Origin of the sequence: Nocardiopsis kunsanensis DSM 44524 (assembly GCF_000340965.1) — a bacterium.
In the GTDB taxonomy this organism is placed as follows: Bacteria; Actinomycetota; Actinomycetes; order Streptosporangiales; family Streptosporangiaceae; genus Nocardiopsis; species Nocardiopsis kunsanensis.
On sequence record NZ_ANAY01000010.1, the window covers coordinates 39,960 to 65,211 of the forward strand.

Sequence of the window (25,252 nt, forward strand, 5' to 3'; positions counted from 1 at the left end):
CCTTCCCGACCGCTCGTGTCCTTCCGCGGTCCAGTATCACCGTGGGCCACGACAGGACGGGACACGGCCGGGGCCCGCCTTTCTCACAAGTGCCGGGGCACCGTGTTGCCGACCGCCTCGATACCGGCCCGCAGGTTGGTGCGCCACAGCAGGACACCGCCGATGACGAAGAAGACCAGCAGCGAGAAGATCGCCGTCCGGTACCCGCCGGTCAGGTTCACCACCAGCGCCACCGTGGCCGAGCCCAGCAGGGTCGAACCCCGGTCCGCCAACTGGTACAGGCTGAAGTACTCCGCCTCGCGTCCGCTGGGGATCAGCAGCGAGTACAGGGCACGCGCCAACGACTGGGTCCCACCCAGTACCGTGCCGATGCCCAGCCCCAGCAGCACGAACAGCAGCGGCTCGCCCGGTGGCAGGAAGTACCCGCACGTGACGAGCACACACCACACGCCCAAGCTCGCCAGCACCGTGGCCTTGGTGCCCACCACCCGCGAGATGCGCCCCATCATCAGGGCTCCGGCGAAGGCCACGAACTGGATCAGGAGGATCGTCGCGCTGAGCACCGTCAACGACAGCCCCAGGTCCTGCACGGCGAAGTTGCCCGCGAAATAGACCGCCGCCTGGATCCCGTCGTTGAAGAAGACGAAGGCCAACAGGAACAACAGGGTGTTCGGGTAGTTGCGCATGTCGCGCAGGGTGCGCCCGAACTGTCCGAGCGATGCGCCCAGCTGCGGCCGGCCCTGCCCCAGCGCCAGCGTGCTGTACCGGTTGCGCAGGGGCCGGATTCCCAGCACCGAGAAACCGAGCCACCACACACCCACCGAAGCGAACGCGATCCGGACCGCCTCGCCGTTGCCGATCCCCAGATCGGGCGCGAAGGTCACCAGCCCCAGGTGGAAGGTCAGCAGTACCGCCCCGCCCAGGTAGGCCAACGACCACCCGGTCACCGACACCCGGTTGCGTTCGTCGGAGGTGGCGATCTCGGGCAGGAACGAGTGGAAGACGACGATCGAGAGCCCGTAACAGATGTTGCCGAGCACGAACAGCAACGAGGTGAGGCGGTAGTCGTCGGTCAGGTACAGCGAACTGATCGCCACCGACCCGCCTGCGGCGAACCAGAACAGCCATCGTTTCTTGTGCCGGGTGTGGTCGGCCAACGCGCCCACGACCGGCAACAGCACCACCAGGATCAGCACCACACCCGTGGTCAGTGTCGGGTGCAGCGCGTTCGGGTGCAGACTGATCCAGTCCACCCCGAAGGGACGGATGCGCACCGCCGGGTCCAGGCACGCCTCGGTGCCCGGAGCGCCCGCGGCTCCACAGGCCAGCCCCGACAGGTAGGGGCCGATCAACACCGTCACCACCGAGGTGATGAAGACCTGGTTGGCCCAGTCGTAGACGTACCAGCCGCGCTGTTCGCGCCGCCGCTGGGCCGGGTCCGGGGACGGGGCCTTCTCGGTCCGGCCGGGTGGGGGAGTGGAGGACATACAGGGGCTCAACCTCTCCTGGCCGTCTCGCCGTCGGAGCCCGCCGAGGCGGGCCATTGTCCGCGACGCACCAGCAGTTCGCGCAGTGCGGCGGTGTTGTCGGTGACGATGCCGTCCACACCCGCGTCGAGCAGGCGCTCCATCACCCCGGGGTCGTTGACGGTCCACACGTGCACCTGCATGCCGACGCGGTGGGCGGTGCGGACCAGATCGCGGCTGAGCACGGGGAAGGAACCCTGGCGCAGCGGGATCTGCGCACAGGCCGGGCTCCGGGGAGCCAAGGGCGACAGCAGCCCGCTCAGTGAGCCCAACCGCAGCCGCACCACGTCCAGCGGCCCGCAGGAGGTCGCCACCCGCGGGCCCACCAGGGAGCGCACGCGCTCCAGCCGGGCCTGGTCGAAGGAGCCCAGGCACACCCGGTCCCAGGCACCCGTACGGCGCAGTGCCTCCACCACCGGCTCCACGGCCGCGTCCGCCTTCAGGTCGATGTTGAACCGCGCGTGCGGCCACGAGCCGAGCAGGTCCTCCATGAGCGGCACCGGTTCGCGCCCGGCCACCAGGGCCCGGGCCACCTCGCGGTGGGGCAGGTCCCCGATCGCGCCGGTCCGGTCGGTGGTGCGGTCCAGTGTCGTGTCGTGAAAGGCCATGAGCACGCCGTCGGAGGTGGCGTGCACGTCGGTCTCCAGGTACGTGTACCCGAGGTCGATCGCGTTCTGGAACGCCACCGCGGTGTTCTCCAGCTCGGTCAGGCGCTCGCCCCGGTCGTCGGTGAGCCACCCGCCCCGGTGCGCCAGAGCCACGGGGACGGGGGCGGAGAGGTACGCGTGTGTCACGCCTTGCAGTATGCCCGCTCACCCGGAACCGGTGCGGGCCCGGGCGGAACGCTCCGGTGGCCTCACGGGAAAAACCTGGAATTCCAGGTGACCGTTCCGCGTTCCCGTGTGCTCTGTGCAGGGGTGGAGGCGCTCATCCCCACAGGAGAGGGAACGGTCATGACCCATCAGCCCTGCCGCCGTGCCCACCACCCGGCCCACCCTGCCGCCCGCCCGGACGCGTACAGGACAGCGCACGCCCGCCGCCCCGCCCGATTGCACGGACACCGCACCCCGCCCGCGGTGTGCCGCCTCGCCCAACAGATCGCCGAGGTCCTCGTCGGACAGCGCACCCCCGAATCCCTCAGCCCCGCGCTCACCGTGCCCGTGCGCGAACAGCTCCGGGCCCTGCGCAGCAGCCTGGCCTGCTGCACCGCGCCGCGCCTGACCCGGGTCTTCCACCAGAGCCCCGTGCCCCGCCAGGTGGAGGCCAGCGCCGTCGTCGGATGCCGGTGCCGCCGCCGGGTCTTCGCCTTCCGCGCCACGGTCCGGCAAGGACGCTGGGTATGCTCCCAGCTCGAGACCGACCTGCGGCCTGCCCCGGGCCGTCCCCGCTCCCGGTGAGAAGCCGGGCCCCGCACGGCAGAGCCCCGGCTCCGCGAGCACGTGCGCCGATAGTCTGAACCCTCACCCCCGAACCGAAGGAGGAGGCCCGCGGCCCGCCCTCGTGCCGCCACGGCCGACCCGTTATGAAACCTGCCGACCTCACCCGTCTGCACAGTCTCGGCACGCCCTCCCTGTCGCCCGACGGCGCCTGGGCGGTCTTCGCCCTCACCCGCCCCGACCTGGACAAGGACACCTATGTCGGCGGGCTGTGGACCGTACCCACCGACGGCTCGCAGTCGCCGCGTCCCCTGACCCGGGGCGAACACGACTCCGGTCCGGTCCATTCGCCGGACGGGCGCTGGATCGCGTTCCTGCGTCCCGATGCCGACGACCGCGTCCAGATCCACCTCCTGCCGGTGGACGGTGGCGAACCCTGGAAGGCCACGGACCACCCCCTCGGTGCGGCCGACCCCGCGTGGAGCCCCGACTCCACCCGGCTGGCCTACACCGCGCGTGTGCCGGACCAGGGCCGCTACGCCGGAACCGAACCGGCCAAGGAGGCGCCGCGCCGCATCACCACCCTCAAGTACCGCATCGACGGGCTCGGGTTCCTCCGTGACCGCCCCCGGCACGTGTTCGTCACCGCCCCCCTGGACCCCGAGGCCGCTCCCGGTGCACCCGTGCAGGTCACCGGGGCCCGCGCCGACCACGGTGCACCCGCGTGGACCCCTGACGGCAGCGAGCTCCTCTTCAGCGCCTCCCTGCACGAGGAGGCCGACACCGACCTGGTCGCGGACGTGTGGGCGTGTGCCCCGGAGGAAGGGGCACGGCCGCGCCGACTCACCCACGGCCGTATCGGTACCGAGGGGCCGGCCCCGGACCCCGGCGGCACCACCGTCTTCTTCCCCGGGGCCGCACTCGGCGACGACCTCCGTGACTTCGTGGGGCGTACCCCCGGCCTGTGGCGGGTCCCCCTCGAGGGCGGGCGCGGACCGGTGCGCCTGACCGACGAGGAGGACGGCCCCCACGTGCAGCAAAGCCTGCAGGTCCTCGACGACGGTGTCCTGCTGCTCGCCGACCGGCGCGGCGCCGTGCACCTGCTCCGGGTGCCTCTGGACGGGGGAGAGCCGCAGACCCTCCTGGGCGGTCCCGTCCAGGCCCAGTCCTTCGACCACCGGGCCGGTGTCACCGTGGCCGTGGTCGCCGACGGGCGTAGCAGCGGTGAACTCGTACGTGTCGGTCCCGAGGGGGCGAGCCCGCTGACCTCCCTCGCGGAGCTGGACCCGTACCCGGTGACCGAACTGACCGCGCACACCCCCGACGGCCACCCCGTGCACGGCTGGGTCGCCGTACCCGGGGACCGGGGACCGCACCCGGTGGTGCTGATGATTCACGGCGGCCCCTTCGCCCCTTACGGCCACCAGGTCTTCGACGAGACACAGGTGCTGGTGGAGGCCGGGTACGCGGTGGTGCTGTGCAACCCGCGCGGTTCCTCCGGGTACGGCCAGGCGCACGCGCGGGCGATCATCGGCGACGTCGGCCGGGTCAGCGCCACCGACCTGTTGGCCTTCCTGGATGCCGCACTGGCCGACGAGCGCCTGGACGCCGACCGGGTCGGGGTCATGGGTGGCTCCCACGGCGGTTACATGACCACGTGGATGGCGGCCCACCACGGGGAGCGGTTCCGTGCGGCCGTCCCCGAGCGGGCGTTGACCTCCGTCGACAGCTTCGAGGGCTCCTCCGACATCGGTTCGCTCTTCCCACACCCGCTCTACGGGCCCGAGGAGGACTGGGCGCGCCAGAGCCCGCTGGCCTACGCCGACCGCATCGACATTCCCACACTCATCATCCACTCCGAGCAGGACTGGCGCTGCCCGGTCGAGCAGGCTCAGCGCCTGTACCTGCGGCTGCGTCGCCGCCGTGAGGACACCGAGCTCCTGCTGTTCCCGGGGGAGGGGCACGAGCTCTCGCGCTCGGGCCTGCCCAGCCACCGGGTGGCCCGTTTCGAGGCGGTCCTGGACTGGTGGGGGCGTCACCTGTGATGGAGGGGGCGGCCGGGGCGGGTGTCCCGGCCGCCCTTCCTGTTCCCGTGGTGAGTCGGCTCACATGCGCGGCCGTGTTCGGTGTTCCCTTGGTCGGAAAAGTGCGCGCGCGAACCGCCGACGAGAAGGGCGCTGCGGGCCCTCGGCGGGGCCGATCGTACGTCTGTGCAGTTCAAAGCCGGTTCAGTGGAAGGTCACGATCGGGTCGCGTCGAGCCCGAGGGGTGTTTTAGGGTTCCTTTGAATCGGTTCGCCCCTTTTGCCCCTACCCGGGGGCAGCGTCCGGTTTGCCGTTGAGCTCTGCTCGTAGTTCGCCCTTTCCCAGGAGCAGAGGCCGGTGCAGCAGCCCGATCGTCCGCGGTCCTTCTCCACACGCCGCCCTCGGGACCCCCTCCCACACCTCCCCGGTCACACCTGTGCTCAGGTGTGTCCTCGGGACGTCCTGCGCCGGTAGACGGATGTGGGAGAAAGGCAGCGGTCCCTTGACTCGCAACCCCGCGGCCGGTTCCCGTGCGAGCCGCCGTTCCGCCACCATCGGATCCCTGGCCCTGGGCTCGGTCCTGCTCTCCTCCGGGGTCGCCCTGGCCGACCCGACCGAGGAGGAGGCCCAACAACGCTACGAACAGCTCCAGGAGGAGCTCTCCGGACTCAACGAGGCCTACAACCAGGCCCAGGAGGACCACGAAGCCGCCGAGGCCGAGGTCTCCGACCTCGAAGAACGCGTGGAGGAGACCGAGGAGAACCTCCAGGAGATGTCGGGCCGGGTCTCGGCCATCGCGCAGAGCACCTACACCGGCTCCACCCACAGCCTCCCCGGCCTCCTCTTCGGCGGTTCACCCGACAACGTGCTGCAGACCATCGCCGACCTGGACTTCCTGTCCGTGGGCCAGGAAGCGGTGATGTCGGACTACGTGGAGGAGGCCGAGCGCTCCGAGCGCCTGCTCTCCCAGGCCACCGAGGCCGAGGAGCGCGCCGCCACCGCGCTGGAGGAGGCCGAGACCTCCTTCGAACAGGGCGAGCAAGCCCTGGAAGAACAGTCCGAGGTGCTCGACACCCTGGGTGGGACCGACCCGACGGCCTCCACCGAACCCGTCGGCGACCCCTCCGGCGGAGGCGGGACGGCCGCCTCCGGAGACGTCCAGGCCGTCCTGGACTTCGCCCGCGCCCAGATCGGCAAGCCCTACGTGTGGGGCGGCACCGGCCCCGACAGCTACGACTGCTCCGGCCTGACCCAGGCCGCCTGGGCCCAGGCCGGGGTGAACCTGCCGCGCACCACCTACGACCAGGTCAACGCCGGAACGCAGGTCTCGCGCGACCAGGTCCGGCCCGGCGACCTGCTCTTCTTCTACGACGCCGCCGCACCCAGCCACGTGGGCATCTACTCCGGCAACGGCCGGATGATCCACGGCTCCAACCCCTCCAAGCCGCTGGAGGAGGTCAACCTGGCCGACTACTGGGACAGCGTGTTCACCACCGCCGTGCGCGTGGGATGACCCGGGGTGTTCACTTCCAGGTGAAGGTGCGTATTCTTCCCGACATGGGACGTGTACTGCTCAAGGCCGCTGCGGGTGCGGCCGCCGTCATCGCCCTCTTCTGGGTGTTGTCGGTGATCGTCGGCCTGCTCGTGTGGGTCATCGCGATCGGTCTCCTCATCGGGGTGGTCCACCTCGGCGTACGCATGATGCGCGAGAACTCGGGCAACGTCCGCTGAAGGCCCGGCCCCCGGACCGCGCGAACCTTCCGGGGCGCGCAGCAGAACGTGCAGCGCGCCCCTCGCCGTGCCCGGAGCCGGCCACACGCCACACCTGGCCGTGCATCACCGTCCGGTCCGGGCGAAGACGGCTATAGTTACAATGTGTCGCTCAATAAGTACGTAGGGTCTCAAGTTGACGGGGTCTCCCGCCGCGGACGCGTCGAGCGGGTCACCACCCGTGTGATCGGCAACGACTGGGACACACTGGCACCACCCGCCCTCGGGCAATGGACCCCGCGCCTGCCCGTCAGCGTCGTGCTGCCCGCACACGGTGAACAACACCGGCTGGACCTCGCCCTGGCCTCCCTGGCCGTACAGACCTACCCCGAGGAACTCATCGAAGCCGTCGTCGTCGACGACCACTCCGCGCCCGCCCTGCGCCTGCCCCCGGTCCGCCCCGCCAACACCCGCCTGGTGTGCACCCCCGGCGGCGGCCACGGCGCCGGCTACGCCCGCGCCTACGGGGCCCACACGAGCGTGGGCGAGATCCTGCTGTGGATGGACGCCGACATGGTCGCCGACCCGCGTTTCGTCGAGGCGCAGGCCCGCTGGCACCACACCCACCCCGAGTGCGTCACCCTCGGCCGGGTCCGTTTCGCCGACCACGTCCCCGACGACCCGGCCGCCCTGCTCGGCCTCATGCGGGCGGGCGAGCTGCACCACACCCTCGACGACGGACGCCACCACGCCTGGGTCGAACGCCGCCTCGCCGACACCGACGACCTGCGCGAGGCCGACCACCTGGGCTTCCACACCTACGTCGGTGCCGCCGCCGGCCTGCGCCGGAGCCTGTACGAGATCGCCGGAGGCGTGGACCCCGACCTCGACCTCGGGCAGGACACCGAGTTCGGCTACCGGCTCTGGCAGGCCGGCGCCGTCATGCTGCCCGAACGCACCGCGACCGCCTGGCACCTGGGCCCCGGGGAACCCTTCCGCACCCGGCTGCCCTCCGAACGTTTCCGCACCAACGTCCTGGCCGAACTCATGCCCCACCCCCACCTGTACCGCGAACGGCTGCCCGCCGAACGGCGCCGCGTCCCGCTCGTGCACGCCGTCGTCGACATCTCCGGCGCCCCCTACGACCTGGTGCGCGGCTGCGTGGACCGCCTCCTGGACAGCGCCGAGACCGACCTGCTCATCACCCTGGTCGCCGACTGGGAACGCCTCACCGGCGAGGAGGAACTGGGCGACCTCCAGCTCGGCCTGCGCCTGATCCAGGCCAACTACCTGCGCGAACCCCGTATCGCCTTCGCCTCCAGCACCCCGCGCACGGCCTTTCCCGCACCGTTCCTGCTGGAAGTGCCCGTGGCCCGGGGCCTGGGCCAGGTCGCGCTCACCCGGCTGCTGGCCGGGGCCGAACGCTCCCGGGCCGGACTCACCGAACTCTTCCCCGCCGCCACCGCCACCGACGCACCGGGCGTGCGCCTGTGGCGCACCCGCGCGCTGGCCCGGGCCCTGCGCGCGGGTGAGGAGGGCGAGGACATCGCCGAGGTCGTCTCCGCACTGCACGGGCACTACCGCATCCACGGCGGCGAGGAGATCCTCACCGACCTGTCCCTGTACCGCTCCGTCCCGTTCCTGCCGCGCCGGGCCCCCGAGCCCCGCACCCGGACCGGGGACGAGCCGCGGCGCAGCACGGCCGGCGACGGCACACCCGACCACACCCGCGACGAGGAACCGGAGACCCCCGGGACGGATCGGGTCCGCTCACCCCTGCGCCGCCTGGGCGCCTGGCTCGGCGAGTGCTGGCAGCGTGTGCGCGAGGCCCACGGCGGCGGACGCACCGACGGCCGCGGCCCCGGGGAGCGGTGACTGCACCGTCAGTCCTGGACGCCGATCGCGTCGATCGACTCCAACAGCTCCTCACGCAGCTGATCGTTGACCGGGGAGGAGTCGGTCTCGGCCGAGGCCGCCTCCTGGCCCTCCGGGCTGACCACGTACTCCAGGAACGCCTTGACCCGGTCGGCCTCCTCCTGGTCCTCGTACTCCAAACAGGCCACCTCGTAGCTGACCAGAACCAGCGGGTAGGCGCCCTGCTCGGTCGTGCCGTAGTCCAGGGCCAGCCCCAGGTCGTACTCGCTCGTGTTCTCCTCCCGGCGCGGGGAGTCGGCCACCACCTGGGCCGCCCCCTCCGGGTTGATGTCGACGAACTCGTCACCGACACCGATCGAGGCGGCGTCCAGCCCGTGCAGGTGCGACATCTCCAGATACCCGATGGAGCCGTCGGCGCGCGAGACCGTGTCGGCCACACCACTGTTGCCCTGGGCCGACTCCTGCGGCTCGATCGGCCACTGGTCACTGGCCTCGTGGGGCCAGGAGTCCGGGGCCGCCTCCTCCAGATAACGGGTGAAGTTCTCCGTCGTCCCGGAGTCGTCGGACCGGCTGACCTGGGTGATCCTCAGGTTCGGCAGATCCGCGTCCGGGTTGTCCCGGGCGATCTCCGGGTCGTCCCAGTGCGTGATGTCCTGGTTGAAGATCTTGGCGACCGTGTCCGGGCGCAGGTTCAGCTCGTCCACACCCTCGATGTTGAAGACCACACCGATCGCCACGATGTAGGCGGGCAGGCTCACCGTGTCGGACCCACCGCACCGCGCGAGCGCGTCCTCGTTCTCCGCGGGCTCCATCGCGGTGTCGGTCCCGGCGTAGGAGACGGCGCCGTCGATGAACTGGCTCCGGCCCCCGCCGGAGCCGATCGAGTCGTAGTAGATGTCCGCGTCCTCGCACGCGGACTGGTAGCCGGCGATCCAGGTCGCCATGGCGTTCTCCTGGGCGCTGGAACCCGAGCCGGACAAACCCCCGGAGAAGCACTCCAGGTCGTCGGGCACCTCCGGCGCTGCGTCTTCGGGTACCGCGTTGTCGCTGCCGCAGGCGGTGGCCGCCAACAGCAGTCCGGCCAGTGCGGCCGAGACCGCACCCTGGTGGACGCTGCGCCTGTGCGCGCGCGAGCGCTTCTTGGACGGGAGCACGACTGCTTCTATCCCCTTCGTCGGTGAGGTGTCTCGCGGGTGGCGAACACCGTCGAGAATTCAATCATCAGCGTCACCACGCCCCCAATACGGCCACGTGTGGCGTGCAGCTCACCGAGTGGGAGAAGGGCGCGCATGACACGCCGAGAACGCGGGCACGGCCCAGGACGTGATGAGCGCTCACGACAACCGCCCGGCCTCCGCGCCGACGTCAACGTACCGCCTCCAGCTGAACGCCGGGTTAACTCTTCGGGACGCTGCGGACCTGCTCGACCAGCTCGAGCGGTTGGGCGTGGGAACTCTCTACCTGTCGCCGATCCTGACGGCGACCCCCGGCTCCCAGCACGGCTACGACGTGGTCGACCCCACCTCCGTGGCCCCCGCCCTGGGCGGCGACGAGGCCAGGTCCGCCCTGGCGCACAAGGCGCACGAGCGGGGCATGGGGGTGGTCGTGGACATCGTGCCCAACCACGTGTCCGTGGCCCGCCCCGACACCAACCCCTGGTGGTGGGACCTGCTGCGGCTGGGGCCCGACTCGCCCTACGCACGCTTCTTCGACGTCGACCTGTCGCTGCCCCTGCTGATCCCGGTCCTGGGCGAGGACGCGCAGGAGGCCCTCACCCTCACCGACGGGTGCCTGGCCTACCACGACAAGCGTTACCCCCTGGCACCCGGCACCCACGAGCACGGGGACGACGCCGAAACCGTGCACCGGCGCCAGCACTACCGGCTGGTCTCCTGGCGGCGCGGCGACAGCGAACTCACCTACCGGCGCTTCTTCGACGTCGACGAGCTGGCCGCCGTGCGCGTGGAGGACCCGACCGTGTTCGAGGCAGCCCACGCCGAGATCCTGCGCTGGGCCGAACTCGGCGAACTCGACGGGTTGCGCCTGGACCACATCGACGGCCTCAGCGACCCGGGCGCCTACCTGCGACGCCTCACCGCACGGTTCCCCGGCTGGGTCGTGGTCGAGAAGATCCTCGCCCCCGGCGAGGACCTGCCCCAGAGCTGGCCCGTGGCCGGAACCACCGGCTACGACGCCCTGCGCGAGTACACCGGGGTCCTGGTCGACCCCACCGGAGAGGCCGACCTGACGGCCCTGGCCACCGGCGAGGGGGTACCCGTCGACGTCGGGGCCACCGACCACACCGCCCGCCTCCAGGCCGCCTCCACCCTGCTGCGCACCGAGGTGCGCCGTATCGCCGCGCTCGTGGCCCCGCACGCGGAGGAGGCCGTCGCCGAACTCCTGGCCGCCTTCGCCGTCTACCGCACCTACCTGCCAGAGGGCCTGCCCGAGTGGGAGCGGGCCGTGGCCCTGGCCGGCGAGCGCCGCCCCGACCTGGCCACCGCCCTGGCCGCCCTCGACCGCCACGTGCGCCAGGACCCCGGCGGGGAGGCCGCCCGGCGCATCCAACAGACCTCCGGCATGGTCGTGGCCATGGGCACGGAGAACACCGCCTTCTACCGTGCCACCCGCTTCATCGCCCTCAACGAGGTCGGCGGCGACCCCGCGCGGTTCGCCCTCACCCCCGAGGCCTTCCACACCTGCGCCGCCCGGCGCGAGGCCCGTCGTCCCCACACCATGACCACCCTGTCCAGCCACGACAGCAAACGCTCCGAGGACGTGCGCGCCCGCCTGGCGGTACTCTCCGAACTCTCCGCCGACTTCGCCGGGGCCGTGCGCCGCTGGTCGGCCACGCACCCCTTGCCCGAGCCCTCCCTGGACCTGCTGGGCTGGCAGACCCTCGTGGGCGCCTGGCCCATCGGCGAGGACCGCCTCACCGGATACCTGCTCAAGGCCGCCCGCGAGGCCCGCCTCGGGACCTCCTGGACCGAACCGGACCCCGCCTTCGAACAGGCAGTACGCGACTGGGCCCCGGCAGTACTCACCGACCTGCGCCAGGACGTCGCGGCCTTCGCCGACCGCGTGCGCGTTCCCGGCTGGAGCAACTCCCTGACCCAGAAGGCCCTCCAACTCCTCGGCCCCGGGGTGCCCGACCTCTACCAGGGGACCGAGCTCTGGGACCTGTCCCTGGTCGACCCCGACAACCGCCGTCCCGTCGACCACCGCACCCGAGCCGAGATCCTCGCCCGCCTCGAGTCCGGATGGCGCCCCGCCGTGGACAGCACCGGCGCCGCCAAACTCCACCTGGTCCGCACCTGTCTGCACACCCGGCGTGAACTGAGGCCCCGGGGCTACACACCCCTGCACGCCGAGGGCCCCGCCGCCCGCCACGCCCTGGCCTTCGCCCGCACCTCACCCGGTGCGCACGGCCCCGACCTCGCCGTCGTGGGCACCCGCCTGCCCCTGACCCTGGAGAGCACCGGAGGCTGGGAGGAGACCGTCCTGCCCCTGCCACCCGGCCCCTGGACCGACCGCCTCACCGGTAGGGCCGTACCACCCGACCGCTCGGACGGGGCCACAGCGCCCCGCCTGAGCGAACTGCTCGGCCGCTACCCCGTGGCCGTCCTGGTCAGGGGGTAAGCTGGGCCCGATCATGCCCAGAAGAACCCCGCCCGTCCCCGTGCTCGAAGCCCTGGCCTGTCCCGTCTGCCACGAACGGCTCACCCTCGGCACCCGGGGACTGGCCTGCGCTGCGGGTCACACCTTCGACCTCGCCCGCGAGGGCTACGCAAGCCTGCTCACCGGAGCCACACCGCCCGGCAGCGGCGACACCAAGGAGATGGTCGCCGACCGCCTGCGGTTCCAACAGAGCGGCCACTACGACCCCATCGGCCACGCGCTGGCCCGGGCTCTGGACGGGCTGCACGCACCCCTGGTCGTCGACGTGGGCGGAGGTACCGGCCACTACCTCGCCCTGACGCTGGAGGCCCTCCCCGGCGCACACGGGCTCACCACCGACGTGTCCAAGTTCGCCGCCCGCAAGGCCGCCAAGGCCCACCCCCGGGCCGGCGCCGTCACCGCCGACACCTGGCGCGGGCTGCCCCTGGGCACCGGCACCGCCGACGCCCTGCTCAACGTTTTCGCACCCCGCGAGAGCGCCGAGTTCCACCGTGTCCTGCGCCCCGGAGGGCTGCTCGTCGTGGTCACCCCCGACACCGACCACCTGGCCCAGCTCCGCCGGCCCCTCGGCCTGCTGGAAGTCGACCCGCACAAGGACGAACGCCTCTCCCGCAGCCTGGAAGGCCACTTCGCCCCGCAACAGAGCACCCCGCTGCGGTTCACCGTGGAGCTCGACCACGCCGACGCGGCCACCGTCGTCGGTATGGGTCCCAGCGCCCACCACATCACCCACGGGCAGCTCGCCGACCGGGTCGCCGAACTGCCCGACCCCGTCACCGTCACCGCGTCGGTGCGGGTGAGCACTTACCGGCCCCGGACGCCCTGACCCGGCCGGGGGTCGGAACCCGCGGTGCAGGGTAGGAGACCTCCCGTGACCGACCACACGGCGCCGTACGGCCCCCGATCCAGCGGCCTGGGCCTGCACGGTGACTTCTCCGTCTGGGCCCCCGACGCACACAGCGTCCACGTCCGTGCCGACGGCCGCGACCACACCATGGCACCCGGCCCCCACGGCTGGTGGCACGCCCGAGTGCCCGGGGCCGGACCGGGCAGCGACTACGCCTACCTGCTCGACGACGACCCCGTCCCGCTGCCCGACCCGCGCTCACGCCACCAACCCCGGGGCGTGCACGGGCCCTCCCGGGTCCACGACCACGGCCGGTACGAGTGGACCGACCGCACCTGGACCGGACGCCCCCTGCCCGGCGGCATCGTCTACGAACTCCACGTGGGCACCTTCACCGCCGAAGGCACCCTGACCGCCGCGATCGAGCACCTGCCCGATCTGGCCGACCTCGGCATCACCCACATCCAACTCATGCCGCTCAACGCCTTCGACGGCACCCACGGATGGGGCTACGACGGGGTCCTGTGGTCGGCGGTGCACCAGCCCTACGGCGGCCCCGACGCCCTCAAGGCCTTCGTCGACGCCGCCCACGCACAGGAACTGGCGGTCCTGCTCGACGTGGTCCTCAACCACCTGGGCCCCTCCGGCGCCTACATGCCCCGTTTCGGCCCCTACTTCCGCGGAGAGACCGACTGGGGCCCCTCGCTCAACCTCGACGGGCCCGGCTCCGACCACGTGCGGGGCCACGTCCTGGACTGCGCACTCGACTGGCTGGAGCACCACCACCTGGACGGGTTGCGCCTGGATGCCGTGCACGCCCTGAGCGACACACGCGCGGTCCCGCTACTGCCTCGACTGTCCGCCGAGGTCGAGGCGTTGGCCACCCACCTGGGCCGGCCCCTGAGCCTGATCGCCGAGTCCGACCGCAACGACCCGGCCACCGTGCTGCCCCGCGAGGCCGGCGGGCTGGGCATGAACGCCCAGTGGTCCGACGACCTGCACCACGCCCTGCACGTGGCACTGAGCGGGGAGAAACACGGGTACTACGCCGACTTCGCCGATCCCGAAGCGCTGCCCACCACCCTGACCCGGGTCTTCTGGCACGCCGGTACCCACTCCAGCTTCCGCGGCCGCACCCACGGCGCCCCCGTGGACACCACCTGCACCCCGGGCCACCGCTTCCTGGCCTACCTGAGCAGCCACGACCAGATCGGCAACCGGGCCCGCGGCGACCGCATGGCCCGACACCTCCCGCCCGGCCTGCTGCTGTGCGGCGCCGCGCTCGTGCTGTGCTCGCCCTACACACCGATGATCTTCATGGGGGAGGAGTGGGCCGCGCGCACCCCCTGGCCCTTCTTCGCCTCCTTCACCGACCCCGACCTGGCCGAAGGGGTACGCCGAGGGCGCCGCCACGAGTTCGCCGCCCTGGGATGGCGAGCCGAGGACGTGCCCGACCCCATGGACCCGGCCACCCGCGACAGCGCGATCCTGGACCGCGGCGAACGCGACAACGAGGACCACGCGTTGGTCCTGCGGACCTACCGCTCACTCATCGCCCTGCGCCGCCGCGAACCGGAACTGTCGGACCCGCGCCTGGACCGCTGCGGGGCCCTCACCGGCGACGACGGGCGCACGGTGGTGCTCCTGCGCGGCCGGCTGCGGGTGCTGTGCAACCTCGGCACCGAGAACGCCGGGATCGAGCTGGACGCGGCCCCCACCGAGATCCTGGCCTCCCACGGCCGTGCCGGGATCTCCGGGAACACCGTCCGTGTGCCCGGACAGTCCTTCGCCGTGGTACGGCTCTGAACACCGGGGGAACAGGGCAGGGTCAGACACTGCCGCCGAAGGACGCCTCGTCGTCGCCGTTCATCACCACGATGCGCACCTGGTCGGTGTCCTCGGGGATCTCGCACCACATGCGGACCCGGTGTGTGCCCTGCTCCACCGCGGACAAGGGATCCTCGGTCCGTGCGACGGGGATCTCCGGCCCCGCCTCGCACACCACCTCCATGTCCGCCAGGGGGAACGTGCGTTCCAGGTCGGGAACCTCGACGGTGACCGTGAAGTCGACCCGGCCCGCCCACGGGCGCTCCACACCGTCCACGGTGTAGACCACCTCGGCCTCCTCGTCGGCCTCCTCCGGCTCGCCCCCGGGCGGTCCCACCGCGTACGCGAAACCCAAGGCCTCACCGAAGTCGGCGGTGCTCTGCGGGGAGGGCTCCTCGTCCGGGGGATCCGGAGGCCCGGGCTCCGACAGGGTGGACCCGGGCGGGGAGGGCTCCTCGGGCGCCGCGGACGCGGTGGGCTCCTCCGCGAGCGGTGCCGACCCGTCGCCGCCACAGGCGTTGAGGCACAACACCGGGACGAGAACGGGAAGGAGCAGCAGGGGCTTGCGCATACCCACACGCTAAGGCGGCGGAGAAGCAGGTGTCCACGCTTTCCGCCCCGCAGGCGGACGGGGCCCTTCCCGGATCGGCCGGCCACCCCGGTGCGCACCCCGTCCGGGCCGGTGAGAGCATGCAGATGATGCTCGCGAACCGACCGTGCCGATTGCTGCGCGCCGGGGCCTTCACCCTGGTGTGCACCAACCTGTCCGCGCACGGTCACGCATGGTGCTCGGGGCACGGCGTCCCGCCCCTCGGGCTCGCCCTGGGCGTGCTCGTTGTCCTGGTCACCGCCTGGGCCGCTGCAGGCCAACGCCACGGCCTCGCCTCCCTGACCGCGTGGACGGCGTGGGGACAACTCGCCCTGCACGTGTCCTTCAGCTGGGCCCAGACCCTGGGCGGGGCCCACACCCACACCGCCGACGCACTCACCCACACCGACCTGCCCGCCGGGAGCATGCTCGCCCTGCACGGGGCGGCCGCGCTGGCCGGGGCCTGGTGGCTGCACCGCGGTGAACGCGCCCTCCTCGCGTTCCTGCGCTTCATGGCCCGACGGGTGCCCCCGCTGCTGCCGTGCCTGCTCGAGTCCACCGCAACACCCGTGCGCCCGCGCCAGGGCCGGTCCCGGACCGCCGCGCGGGCCGACCGTCCCCGCCGGCCCCACCTGGGCTGGTCCCGCCTCGTACGAGGCCCGCCGGCCGTGGCGCTCGCCGCCTGACCGGGACGCCCGTTCAGCAGCCCCGGCCCGCCACGTCCACGGCCCGGCACACCCGGGCCCGTCCGAGGAGAACCATGCCCACGCGCACCGCCGCGTCCCTGGCCGCACTCGCCCTGATCGGCCTGACCGCCTGCTCCGCCGACCCCGCCGACGCCGAGTACTACCTCGACCTGTCCGAGGACCCCATGCCCGCCTCCGACGTGGAACTGACCACCGTCGACGGGCAGGAATGGACCTTCACCGACGTCGCCGACGACCGCCTCACCCTGCTCTACTTCGGCTACACCAGCTGCCCCGACGTGTGCCCCATGACCATGGCCGAACTCGACCTCGCCCTGGAGGAGGCCGAGTCCGAGACCGGAGACCCCTTCGACGTGGTCATGGTCACCACCGACCCCGAACGCGACACCGGAGAACAACTCGGTACCTGGCTCGAACGCTTCGACCCAGGCTTCCAGGGACTGCGGGGCGACGACACCACCACCGTCGAGGCCGCCACCGACTACGGCATCCCCGTCGAGATCCCCGAGGAGACCGAGGACGAGAACTACCACGCCACCCACGGCGAACGCGTCGCCGTGCTCACCCCCGGCGGCGAGGCCGCCGGGTTCATCGACGGCAGCACCGCGGCCGAGGACATCGCCGCACTGCTGCCCGACCTGGCCGAGGACCTGCTGTGAGCCCCGGCCCCTCCAGGCGGGGCCTGTTCGCAGGCCTGGGCGCCACAGGGGTCGCCGGACTGGCCGCCGGGGGCCTGGCAGGACACGCCGTCACCGAAGGCACCCGGTCCGAGAACCCGGCCCTGGCGCCCGCACACGCACGCGTACGGACCACCGGAGGACCTCCACCGGCCCTGGCCCTGCCCACGCCCGCGCACGTCCACGTGCTCGCCCTCGACCTGAACGGCGAGGAGGCCCCCGAAGTGCGCAGGGCCGCGCGCGAGGTCTTGCAGGCCTGGGACGACCACGTCCCTGCCCTGCACGAGGAGGGCCTTTCCGGGCTCGTCGAGGGCTCGCCCACCCAGGGCCTGCACCCCGCCTCCCTCGGGGTGACCACCGGGGTGGGCGCCTCCCTGCTGGAGCGGGCCGGACTCCCCGGACACCGCACCGAGGAGATGGCGGACCTGCCCTCCTTCGGGACCGACGAGCTGGAACCCGAGCACTGCGACGGCGACCTCATGCTGCACGTGGGCGCCGAGGACCCCGTCGTGGTCAGCTCGGCCGTGGACCACCTGGTCGGACTGGCGGGCGAGCACGCACGCGTGCGCTGGGCCCTGCCCGGTTTCCGGCGTTCCACCGCCACCGCCCACGACCCGTCCGCCACCCCCCGCAACCTCATGGGCCAGATCGACGGCACAGTCAACCCGGACCCGGCCGAGGCCCTGTTCGACACCCAGGTCCGGGCGGTCCACGGCCCACCGGACCTGGCCTGGATGGACGGCGGCACCTACGTCGTCGTGCGCCGTATCCGCATGCTGCTCGATGCCTGGTTCGCCCGCGGGGCGGACGAACGGGAAGCGGTCATCGGCCGCCGCCTCTCCGACGGGGCGCCCCTGGGCGGCGAGCACGAGGACGACCTGCCCGACCTGGCCGCACGCCACGACGACGGCACACCGGTCGTACCCGAACACGCCCACATCCGGCTGGCCTCACCCGAGGCCACCCTGGGCGCACGCATGGCGCGCCGCAGCTTCTCCTACGACCTGGGCTGGCAGCCCGGGGGCCGGCGCCGGGCCGGGATGCTCTTCACCGCCTGGCAGGCCGACCCGCGCCGGGGCTTCACCGCCGTCCAGCGATCCCTCGACGAGGGCGGCGACGCACTCAACGACTACGTGCGCCACGAGGGCAGCGCCCTGTTCGCCGTACCGGCCGCCGCCCCGGGACGGACCCACCCGCTCCTCGACCACCTGTGACCCGAGAGGGACCGGCATGAGAGACCACACGGGTGCCCGCCGCACCCTGAGCGCCGTCGCGGTGCTCGCACTTGCCACCGCCTGCTCCACCACCACACCGGAGGAAGAAGGCGGCACCGGCCACGCGCCCGAACGCGGCCACGCCCACAGCGGTGACCTGACCGTGTCCGGCGCCTGGATGCCCGAACCGGCCAACCCCGAGGTCGGTGCGCTCTACTTCGAGATCGCCAACGGGGCCGAGGCCGACCGCACCCTCACCGGTGTGGTCACCAGCCTCTCCGAGACCGCCGAGCTCCACACCACCGGAACCGGCGACAACGGTGCCTCACACATGGAGGAGGTCGAGGAGATCCCCGTACCTGCCGGGGAGACCGTCGAACTCACCTCCGGCGGACACCACGTCATGGTCCTGGACCTTCCCGAACCGCCCGCCGAGGGCGAGGAGTTCACCGCCGTCCTGACCTTCGCCGGCGGCACCGAACTCGACCTCACCGTGCCCGTGGAGGCCATGGCCGGCAACAACGGCGACCACTGACCCGCCCCCGCCCCGGGATGTGCCCGGGGCGGGAAAACGTTGGCTCCCGTCCACCTTGATCAGCCACCATCTCCCCATGGCCGATTTCGCTGTTTTCGACACCCGCAACTACCGAACCGTCGACGTGGCCACCGGCTACGACGGCTGGTCCGCCACCTACGACGGCACCGTCCTGGACGCCATGGACCTGGCCCTGCTGGAGCGACTGGACCCCGGCGACCTGAACGGGACCCGCGCCGCCGACCTGGGCTGCGGCACCGGGCGCACCGGCGAGTGGCTGCGTTCACGCGGCACCGCCCGCATCGACGGTGTCGACCTCAGCACCGGCATGCTGGACCTGGCCCGCTCCCGCGGCGCCCACGACACCCTCGCCCGAGCCGACGTACGCGAGAGCGGCCTGGCGAGCAGCGCCTACGACACCGTCGCCGCCTCCCTCATCGACGAGCACCTGCCCGACACCGCACCCCTGTACGCCGAGGCCGCACGGCTGGCCCGCCCCGGCGGCCGGTTCCTGCTGGCCGCCTATCACCCCCACTTCGCGATGGTCTCGGGCATGCCCACCCACTACACCGACGACTCGGGGCAGGACGTGGCCATCACCACCCACGTCCACCTCGTCAGCGACCACGTCCGCGCCGCCCTGGCCGCCGGCTGGCAGCTGTCCGGCATGGTCGAGGGCACCGTCGACGACACCTGGATCGCGGCCAAACCGAAGTGGGAACGCTTCCGCGGCCACCCCGTCTCCCTCGCCCTGGCCTGGTACCTGCCCGCCTGAGGCCGGAGACGCGCCCGCCGCGGGCGCACCGCCGGCCTCAGAACCGTTGCCAGGTCCCGGCCAGGCCCTGCTGTCCGCGCCCGGGCTCGTCCCAGTCGCACACCCCCTCGGAGAAGATCGCCTCGGCCCGTTCGGCCTGCTGCTCGGTGAACTCCCCGGGATGGCGCTCCGCGTCGAAGGGCCTCAGCGCACACGCCACCACGTCCGAGGCCAACGGCCCGCCCGCCTCGATGCGCGGCGAGGTGTGCACGGGGAAGGCGTCGGCACACCGGTCGCCCCGCCCGGCCGGCAGCGGCACCTGCTCACCCACCACCCGTTCGGCGTCCGGACCGGCCCCGATCCAGCACGAGTCCTGCAGGAAGCCGGGACGGGAGGCCCGTATCGCGTCGATCGGCTCCCAGCGCGGGTTCTGGGCCTGCTGCTCCCGCATCCCGCTCACCCAGGCGTCCAGCTCCACCAAGGAGCGCAGGGCCAACGGCGAACCGGACACGAACCCGTCGGGGGAGCGCTCCTTGTCCTCCACCAGCATCACGTGGTTGTCGGCGGTGCCGTTGGCCTGCTCCAAGCGCTCGCGCACCGAGAACGAGTGGTAGCGCATGTGCAGGTCACCGCCGGGCAGGTCGTCCTCGTAGAAGCGGTGGTCCACGACCGGCACGTCGGCCAGGCCCCCGCCGCCGTTGAGCAGCCGCCCCGACCGGTAGGCCGCCTCGGTCGCCGCCTGGTCGGCCTCGGTGCGCTCGCCGGAGAGCGCACCGTCGGCGTCCAGGCCACCGATGTGCTCGTTCAGGTGCAGGAACTGCTCGGTGTCGATGACCCCCTCCACGAGCGCGTGCAGCCCGTACTGCACACCCACGTTGTCCAACGGCCGACGCGGCAGGCCGCTCTGCGGGTCCGTGCCGTAGACGTTCTGCGTGGCAGCGAAGACCTCGCACCGTGCCCCGCCCGGGTTGTCCTCGGGGTGGTAGAGCACCTCCTCGGGAAGGTCCTGACGGCACGCCCCGCGCGGGTCCACCCGTGAGGCCTCACGCGCCAGCCGGTCGATGCTCTCGAACTGCAGGAAGCCCGACACCGCGTGCTGCTCGACCCGGTCCAGCTCCCCCGGGTGTTCCCGAGCGTACTCACGCAGCAGCAAGGCGTCGGTCACCACCGGGACCACGGAGAAACCCACGTCCGGGAAGGCCTGCGAGACCACGATCCCGTCCAACAGGCCCGGATAGTTGTCGGCGATCTGGTGCGCCTGGTACGCCCCGCCCGAGTTCCCCCATCCCAGAGTCGAGTGCGGCACCCCCATCGTCGTCACGAACCGCTGGTGCACCGCCGACATCGTCTCGGCCGCCAGCAGATCGTTGCAGTTGTTGCCGAACACGTTCAACGACGCCGACGCCACCGCGTACCCGCGCTCGAGCATCGGAGCGTCCAACACCCCCGCGGTGTCGGGGCCCTGTACGTACCAACCGCCCGTGCAGCCGCCCCCGAACTTGTACACCAGGCGACCGTTCCACCTCCGCGGAGCGGTCCACGGGTCGGGCTCCTCCTCCTCCTCGGGTGTGTGCAGCACGGCCGTCTCGTACACCGAGCGGTTGACCGTACCCGTCTCCACCCGCGCCACGAACGGGACCCGCGTGCCGGCCGCGGTCGTGGCCGTGTCCGCGTCCGAGGGCACCACCCCGGGACCGGGCAGGGGATGCCACCGGCCGTCGGTGTCGCGGTAGACGTGGCGCACCACCGTGCGGGCCGAACAGTCCTCGTCCAACGCCGGGCCCAGGGTGGCGCCCCCGCCCCCGGCCGGCTCGAACCGGTCGGTGTCGCAGAGGAACGGCTCCTGGTGCGGGCCCGAGAACACCGGACCCTCGACAGGATGGTTGACCACCGTCAACCCGTCCGAGCCGCCGCCCTCCACCGAGGCCACCAGCTCCGACTCCCCCTCGGCCAGACCGGTGAGCAACCCCTCCAACGCCGGGTTCCCGCCCGCCTCCACCAGCCGCAACCGGTCGGTGACATCCACCCCCGCCGCGCTCAACCGCACCCGTTCCGGGGCCACCGACGCCGGCGGTTCCACCCGGACCAGCGCCCTGCCACCGGTCACCGTGTCCGAACGCGAGGACAGCACCGACACCGACACCTGCGGATCGGTCCGGTCCGCGGCCGGGGCGAAGGGGGCCGCGGAAGACGGAAGGACCCCCGCCGTCGCCGGAGAGCCCGGCACCGGGCCCGTTCCCGAGGCCGCCAGGAGCCCCGCCAACACGGCCGCGCCCGCCACCGACGGGCTGCAGCGGCCCCACAGCCTCACACGCACGGGGTCCACACCCCCGCCGGCACGTCGGTCGAAGAGGCGGCGGGCGGCAGAACATCGTTGCAGTGGCACGGAGCGATCGTGCCGACGGGACCGGAACCGGTGACACCTACACACCGGGGATGAACCGGGCTTTGCACTCCCATGACGGTATCGGTACCCCGGACCCGGCGACCTGCAACACAACACCGGACGACGGGCGCGCACCCGCAGAACGGGCGTCCGGTCCACCCCACAGCGGACCGGACGCCGACGGGAACAGCACCAGGCCTCAGCCCCGGGCGATCCTCCTGCCCGACACACGCCCCGGGGTGATCTTCAGGATCTGGTCCCGGTCACCCTTCGCCCACGGGCGGGGGAGGCGGCCCTGCGGAACACGGGCCAGCTCACCGCTGTGCTGCACCCAACGGCACCGCCCCGAGGCGAGCACACTCCACCCCTCGCGGCGCTCCTCGTCGAAGAGGTCGACCTGGAAGGCCGCATACCCACGGGCGAACCGCATGATCGTCCCGGCCAGCGTCGACCGGAACACGATCGTGTCGTGCACGAGGGCGTAGTTGACCGGCAACACTGTCGGAGCCGCGTCCCCCTCGATGGTGAAGGCCACCCGGCCGATGTCCCGGGAGGCCAGCAGGTTGAAGCAGGTCTGCCGCTCCAGGACCGTGAACTGGGAGTCGTCCGTCTCGGCGAGGTCGGCGCCCTCCAGGAGGACCTCGCCCTCGGTGAGCCGGTCGGACCCCGCGAACTCCTCGCCGGCCTCCCGCTGTCCGGGAGGCGACGCCCCCGACGCCGGACCCCGGCCGCCCCGCGCAGCCTCGGAACCACTCGTCTCAGCCATCACAAGCACCCCCAGGTGGTGTGCCTCCGAATTACTACCCCCGCCATACTCCCGGTTCCAGAACCCGAAGGCATGGTCCGCCGGTCACCCCCCCGCACGGCGAAGGTCCCCACCCCCCGATTACCCGGCGGGCCACACGCCCCAAACAGAAGGGGACGTTCGGCAGCACTACGGACGAGCCGCACTGTCTAAGCTGGTGAACGGGCGTTCTCGGCCCCGCCCCGGGGCGGCATTGCCGCCCCGGGGACCACATTCAGCGCTGAGGAGGTGCGCACCCGATGGGTGGCGACGACAACATCCGGGTGTTCCTGGTCGACGACCACGAGATCGTCCGACGCGGGGTCGGATCACTCCTGGAGGACGAGGACGGTATCGCAGTGGTCGGCGAAGCCGGCACCGCTGCGCAGGCCCTGGCCCGTGTGCCCGCACTCGAACCCGACGTGGTCGTCCTCGACGTCCGCCTGCCGGACGGCGACGGCGTCACCGTCTGCCGAGACATCCGCTCCATGCTGCCCCGGACCCGCATGCTCATGCTCACGTCCTACTCCGACGACGAAGCCCTCTACGGAGCCGTCATGGCCGGGGCCTCCGGCTACATCCTCAAACAGATCCACGGCACCGACCTCGTCGGCGCCGTGCGCACCGTCGCCCAGGGGCGGTCCCTGCTCGACCCCGAGTCAACCGCCCGCATGCTCCAGCGCCTGCGCGAGCAGGCCGGGCGCAAGGACCCCCTGAGCGAACTCACCGAACAGGAACGCCGGGTCCTCGAACTCATCGGCGAGGGCCTGACCAACCGGGAGATCGGCGCACGCATGTACCTCGCCGAGAAGACCGTGAAGAACTACGTCTCCCGCGTCCTGGCCAAACTCGGCATGGCCCGGCGCACCCAGGCCGCCGCCTACGCCGTGCGCCTGTCCATGGAACAGTCCGCCTGACCCCGCTCGGCCCGGCCCCGCCGGAACGGTTCAGCGGAGTACCGGCACCGACCACTCCACGAGCGCGCCCTGCCCCGGCTCCGACCGGACCGACAGGGAGCCCTCGAGTTCCTCGGCACGCACCGCCGCGTTGCGCAACCCGCTGCGCGCTGCTCCCTCGGGGATCCCGCACCCGTTGTCACGCACCCGCAACGCCACCGAACCGTCGGCCACGGCCACCTCCACGTCCACCGATGTGGCGCCCGCGTGCCGGCTCACGTTCGACAGCAGTTCCCGCAGTACCGCCAACAGGTGCTCACCCGTCCGCTCGTCCACGGCGTTGTCGATCGCGCCCTGGGTGAGCAGGCGGGGGGAGAAACCGAGTGTCTCCGAAGCGCTGTTGACCAGGTCCAGGATCTGCGACCGCAACCACGACTGGTCCTCCTCCGCCGAACTCTGCAACGCGAAGATCGTCGACCTGATCTGCCGGATCGTGTCGTCCATGTCGTCGACCGCGTTGCGCACCCGCGTCGCCGACGTCGAGTCCTCGATCCGGCGCACCGTCCCCATCAACGTGATCGCCGTGGCGTACAGGCGTTGGATCACCGTGTCGTGCAGGTCCCGGGCGATACGGTCCCGGTCCTCCAGCACGCTCAGGCGCTCGGAGTCCAGCCGCGCCTCCGCCAGTTCCAACGCGATCGCGGCCTGATTGGCGAAAGAGGACAACATGCTCGACCAGCTGCTCCGGAAGTCCGGCCGCGACCTCTCGCGCGCCAGGACCAGCACCCCGCGCGCACCGTCGGGCGGGCCGAACGGCAACACCAGCACCGGGCCCATACCGAGCCGGCTCAGGAACTCCGTGCCATCGGCGGGGTCCCCGGACACGTCGGCCTGCAACGGCCGGCCGCCCAGGTAGACCCGGCCCAGCAGGGTCTCGGCCGCGCACGAGAGTGTCGCACCCCGGGCTCCCGTGGCCGGGTCCTGGTGGTCGGGGCCCTCCCGGACCCGCACCGTGAGGGTCTCCGGTTCCTCCCCGGGCATCGCGATCACCGCGAGGTCGGCCTGGGCCATGCTCCGTGCCCGCTGCGCCACCAGACGCAGCACCTCTTCCGGGGGAGCACCAGACAACAGGGTCGTGGTGATGCGCCCCGACGCGTTCAGCCATGTCTCCCGGCTGCGTGATTCCGAGAACAGTTGGGCGTTCTCGATCGCCGTGCCCGCCGCCGTCGCCAGGGCCCGCAACAGCAGTTCGTCGTCGCCGGTGAACTCCGAACCGTCCCGCTTGTCGGTCATGTACAAGTTGCCGAACACCTGGTCGCGGATCCGGATCGGCACGCCCAGGAACGTGTGCATCGGAGGGTGGCCTTCCGGGAAGCCGCGCGATTCCGGGTGCTCGGAGACCTCCTTGAGCCGCAGGGGTTCGGGCTCCTTGACGAGGAGCCCCAGGATCCCCTCGCCCCGGGGCCAGTGGTCGATGCAGGAGATCTCGTCCTCGGCCAGGCCCACCGGGATGAACCGGCTCATCTCACCGTCCGGGCCGATCACACCGAGCGCACCGTAGCGGGCATCGACCAGACTCGTGGCGGTCTCGACGACACGGACCAGGAGCGGGTCGAGGTCCAGCCCCTCACCGATGGAGACCACCGATTCGAGGAGTATGCGGATGCGTTCCTGCGTCGCCGAGATCATGCTCATCCGTGAGCGGACCTCGTCCAGGAGGTCGTCCAGGCGCACCTCGGGCAGGGACAGTCGTTCCTGCTCTGCGTTCAGGGGGCGACTGCCGTCGGTATCACTCATGGAAGCTCTTTCCCGGCAGCGGCAAACAGTGCGCTTCCGAGTCTAGGGGG

The 25,252-nt window shown here is 72.0% G+C and carries 21 protein-coding genes; 14 read left to right on the forward strand and 7 right to left on the reverse strand.

Features of this window, described 5'->3' with window-relative positions:
* Positions 1-83: 83 nt before the first annotated feature.
* Both D456_RS0107945 and D456_RS0107950 read right to left on the reverse strand, forming a co-directional pair.
* On the reverse strand, positions 84-1,487 hold the full coding sequence (locus D456_RS0107945) for an MFS transporter (RefSeq protein WP_017575639.1): 1,404 nt from the start codon (positions 1,485-1,487) through the stop codon (positions 84-86).
* 8 nt (positions 1,488-1,495) lie between these two features.
* Complete coding sequence (locus tag D456_RS0107950; protein WP_017575640.1) at positions 1,496-2,320, reverse strand: glycerophosphodiester phosphodiesterase family protein; 825 nt, start codon at positions 2,318-2,320, stop codon at positions 1,496-1,498.
* A gap of 159 nt (positions 2,321-2,479) precedes the next feature.
* Between D456_RS0107950 and D456_RS23805 the strand changes: the two genes are divergently transcribed.
* The 5 genes from D456_RS23805 to D456_RS23815 all read left to right on the forward strand — a co-directional run bounded on the left by D456_RS23805 (position 2,480) and on the right by D456_RS23815 (position 8,511).
* Complete coding sequence (locus D456_RS23805) at positions 2,480-2,923, forward strand: Rv3235 family protein (RefSeq protein ID WP_051049423.1); 444 nt, start codon at positions 2,480-2,482, stop codon at positions 2,921-2,923.
* Between the two features lie 125 nt (positions 2,924-3,048).
* A complete protein-coding gene (locus D456_RS0107960) occupies positions 3,049-4,947 on the forward strand; it encodes a S9 family peptidase (protein ID WP_017575642.1) in 1,899 nt (632 codons plus the stop codon).
* Between the two features lie 457 nt (positions 4,948-5,404).
* Positions 5,405-6,439, forward strand: a complete 1,035-nt coding sequence (locus D456_RS0107965; RefSeq protein WP_017575643.1) for a C40 family peptidase — start codon at positions 5,405-5,407, stop codon at positions 6,437-6,439.
* A 44-nt stretch (positions 6,440-6,483) separates the two neighbouring features.
* Positions 6,484-6,657 carry a hypothetical protein gene (locus D456_RS27060; protein ID WP_169335997.1) on the forward strand — a complete coding sequence of 58 codons (174 nt, stop codon included), beginning with the start codon at positions 6,484-6,486 and terminating at the stop codon, positions 6,655-6,657.
* Positions 6,658-6,879: 222 nt separating this feature from the next.
* Entirely contained in the window at positions 6,880-8,511 is a 1,632-nt protein-coding gene (locus tag D456_RS23815; RefSeq protein WP_017575645.1) for a glycosyltransferase, read from the forward strand.
* Positions 8,512-8,519: 8 nt separating this feature from the next.
* Here D456_RS23815 and D456_RS0107980 read toward each other — a convergent pair whose 3' ends face one another.
* Positions 8,520-9,665: a phosphate ABC transporter substrate-binding protein PstS gene (locus D456_RS0107980; RefSeq protein ID WP_017575646.1), complete on the reverse strand. Its 1,146-nt coding sequence runs from the start codon at positions 9,663-9,665 to the stop codon at positions 8,520-8,522.
* A 172-nt stretch (positions 9,666-9,837) separates the two neighbouring features.
* On the opposite strand from D456_RS0107980, the gene treY reads away from it, so the two are divergent.
* Genes treY through treZ form a run of 3 tightly spaced genes read left to right on the forward strand, consistent with a single transcriptional unit; the run spans position 9,838 to position 14,842 of the window.
* Complete coding sequence (treY, locus tag D456_RS0107985; protein WP_026115675.1) at positions 9,838-12,150, forward strand: malto-oligosyltrehalose synthase; 2,313 nt, start codon at positions 9,838-9,840, stop codon at positions 12,148-12,150.
* 13 nt (positions 12,151-12,163) lie between these two features.
* Positions 12,164-13,015, forward strand: a complete 852-nt coding sequence (locus D456_RS0107990; protein ID WP_051049424.1) for a putative RNA methyltransferase — start codon at positions 12,164-12,166, stop codon at positions 13,013-13,015.
* A 45-nt stretch (positions 13,016-13,060) separates the two neighbouring features.
* Positions 13,061-14,842, forward strand: a complete 1,782-nt coding sequence (treZ, locus tag D456_RS0107995) for a malto-oligosyltrehalose trehalohydrolase (protein ID WP_017575649.1) — start codon at positions 13,061-13,063, stop codon at positions 14,840-14,842.
* A gap of 22 nt (positions 14,843-14,864) precedes the next feature.
* Here treZ and D456_RS0108000 read toward each other — a convergent pair whose 3' ends face one another.
* Positions 14,865-15,434, reverse strand: coding sequence for a hypothetical protein (locus D456_RS0108000; RefSeq protein WP_152442514.1), 570 nt, complete (start codon positions 15,432-15,434; stop codon positions 14,865-14,867).
* Between the two features lie 29 nt (positions 15,435-15,463).
* On the opposite strand from D456_RS0108000, the gene D456_RS0108005 reads away from it, so the two are divergent.
* The 5 genes from D456_RS0108005 (at position 15,464) to D456_RS0108025 (ending at position 19,360) form a co-directional block, all read left to right on the forward strand.
* Complete coding sequence (locus D456_RS0108005; RefSeq protein ID WP_017575651.1) at positions 15,464-16,138, forward strand: hypothetical protein; 675 nt, start codon at positions 15,464-15,466, stop codon at positions 16,136-16,138.
* Between the two features lie 74 nt (positions 16,139-16,212).
* Positions 16,213-16,818 (forward strand): SCO family protein, encoded by a 606-nt coding sequence (locus D456_RS0108010; protein ID WP_017575652.1) that lies wholly within the window; start codon positions 16,213-16,215, stop codon positions 16,816-16,818.
* Entirely contained in the window at positions 16,815-18,050 is a 1,236-nt protein-coding gene (locus D456_RS0108015; protein WP_017575653.1) for a Dyp-type peroxidase, read from the forward strand. Before D456_RS0108010 ends, D456_RS0108015 begins: the two co-directional genes overlap by 4 nt.
* Positions 18,051-18,066: 16 nt before the next feature.
* The gene (locus D456_RS0108020; protein ID WP_017575654.1) at positions 18,067-18,585 is read left to right on the forward strand and encodes a copper chaperone PCu(A)C; all 519 of its coding nucleotides are present in this window, start codon (positions 18,067-18,069) and stop codon (positions 18,583-18,585) included.
* Between the two features lie 76 nt (positions 18,586-18,661).
* Positions 18,662-19,360, forward strand: coding sequence for a class I SAM-dependent DNA methyltransferase (locus tag D456_RS0108025; protein ID WP_026115678.1), 699 nt, complete (start codon positions 18,662-18,664; stop codon positions 19,358-19,360).
* Positions 19,361-19,397: 37 nt separating this feature from the next.
* On the opposite strand, the gene D456_RS0108030 is transcribed toward D456_RS0108025, so the two are convergent.
* Together D456_RS0108030 and D456_RS0108035 are read right to left on the reverse strand one after the other, a co-directional pair.
* On the reverse strand, positions 19,398-21,725 hold the full coding sequence (locus D456_RS0108030; RefSeq protein ID WP_239643785.1) for a DUF6351 family protein: 2,328 nt from the start codon (positions 21,723-21,725) through the stop codon (positions 19,398-19,400).
* Between the two features lie 199 nt (positions 21,726-21,924).
* Complete coding sequence (locus D456_RS0108035) at positions 21,925-22,491, reverse strand: pyridoxamine 5'-phosphate oxidase family protein (RefSeq protein WP_017575657.1); 567 nt, start codon at positions 22,489-22,491, stop codon at positions 21,925-21,927.
* 278 nt (positions 22,492-22,769) lie between these two features.
* Here D456_RS0108035 and D456_RS0108040 point away from each other — a divergent pair, with 278 nt between their 5' ends.
* Positions 22,770-23,426, forward strand: coding sequence for a response regulator (locus D456_RS0108040; RefSeq protein WP_017575658.1), 657 nt, complete (start codon positions 22,770-22,772; stop codon positions 23,424-23,426).
* A gap of 30 nt (positions 23,427-23,456) precedes the next feature.
* On the opposite strand, the gene D456_RS0108045 is transcribed toward D456_RS0108040, so the two are convergent.
* Complete coding sequence (locus tag D456_RS0108045) at positions 23,457-25,202, reverse strand: GAF domain-containing sensor histidine kinase (RefSeq protein ID WP_017575659.1); 1,746 nt, start codon at positions 25,200-25,202, stop codon at positions 23,457-23,459.
* Positions 25,203-25,252: the final 50 nt, after the last annotated feature.

Coding starts and splice junctions, on each gene's coding strand:
- D456_RS0107990 (WP_051049424.1), top strand. CDS start 12,164: ATGCCCAGAAGAACCCCGCCCGTCCCCGTGCTCGAAGCCCTGGCCTGT.
- treY (WP_026115675.1), top strand. CDS start 9,838: ATGAGCGCTCACGACAACCGCCCGGCCTCCGCGCCGACGTCAACGTAC.
- D456_RS0108000 (WP_152442514.1), bottom strand. CDS start 15,434: ATGCGCAAGCCCCTGCTGCTCCTTCCCGTTCTCGTCCCGGTGTTGTGC.
- D456_RS0108010 (WP_017575652.1), top strand. CDS start 16,213: ATGCCCACGCGCACCGCCGCGTCCCTGGCCGCACTCGCCCTGATCGGC.
- D456_RS27060 (WP_169335997.1), top strand. CDS start 6,484: ATGGGACGTGTACTGCTCAAGGCCGCTGCGGGTGCGGCCGCCGTCATC.
- D456_RS0107965 (WP_017575643.1), top strand. CDS start 5,405: ATGTGGGAGAAAGGCAGCGGTCCCTTGACTCGCAACCCCGCGGCCGGT.
- D456_RS0107945 (WP_017575639.1), bottom strand. CDS start 1,487: ATGTCCTCCACTCCCCCACCCGGCCGGACCGAGAAGGCCCCGTCCCCG.
- D456_RS0108045 (WP_017575659.1), bottom strand. CDS start 25,202: ATGAGTGATACCGACGGCAGTCGCCCCCTGAACGCAGAGCAGGAACGA.
- D456_RS0108040 (WP_017575658.1), top strand. CDS start 22,770: ATGGGTGGCGACGACAACATCCGGGTGTTCCTGGTCGACGACCACGAG.
- D456_RS0107960 (WP_017575642.1), top strand. CDS start 3,049: ATGAAACCTGCCGACCTCACCCGTCTGCACAGTCTCGGCACGCCCTCC.
- D456_RS0108035 (WP_017575657.1), bottom strand. CDS start 22,491: ATGGCTGAGACGAGTGGTTCCGAGGCTGCGCGGGGCGGCCGGGGTCCG.
- D456_RS0108025 (WP_026115678.1), top strand. CDS start 18,662: ATGGCCGATTTCGCTGTTTTCGACACCCGCAACTACCGAACCGTCGAC.
- D456_RS0108020 (WP_017575654.1), top strand. CDS start 18,067: ATGAGAGACCACACGGGTGCCCGCCGCACCCTGAGCGCCGTCGCGGTG.
- D456_RS23805 (WP_051049423.1), top strand. CDS start 2,480: ATGACCCATCAGCCCTGCCGCCGTGCCCACCACCCGGCCCACCCTGCC.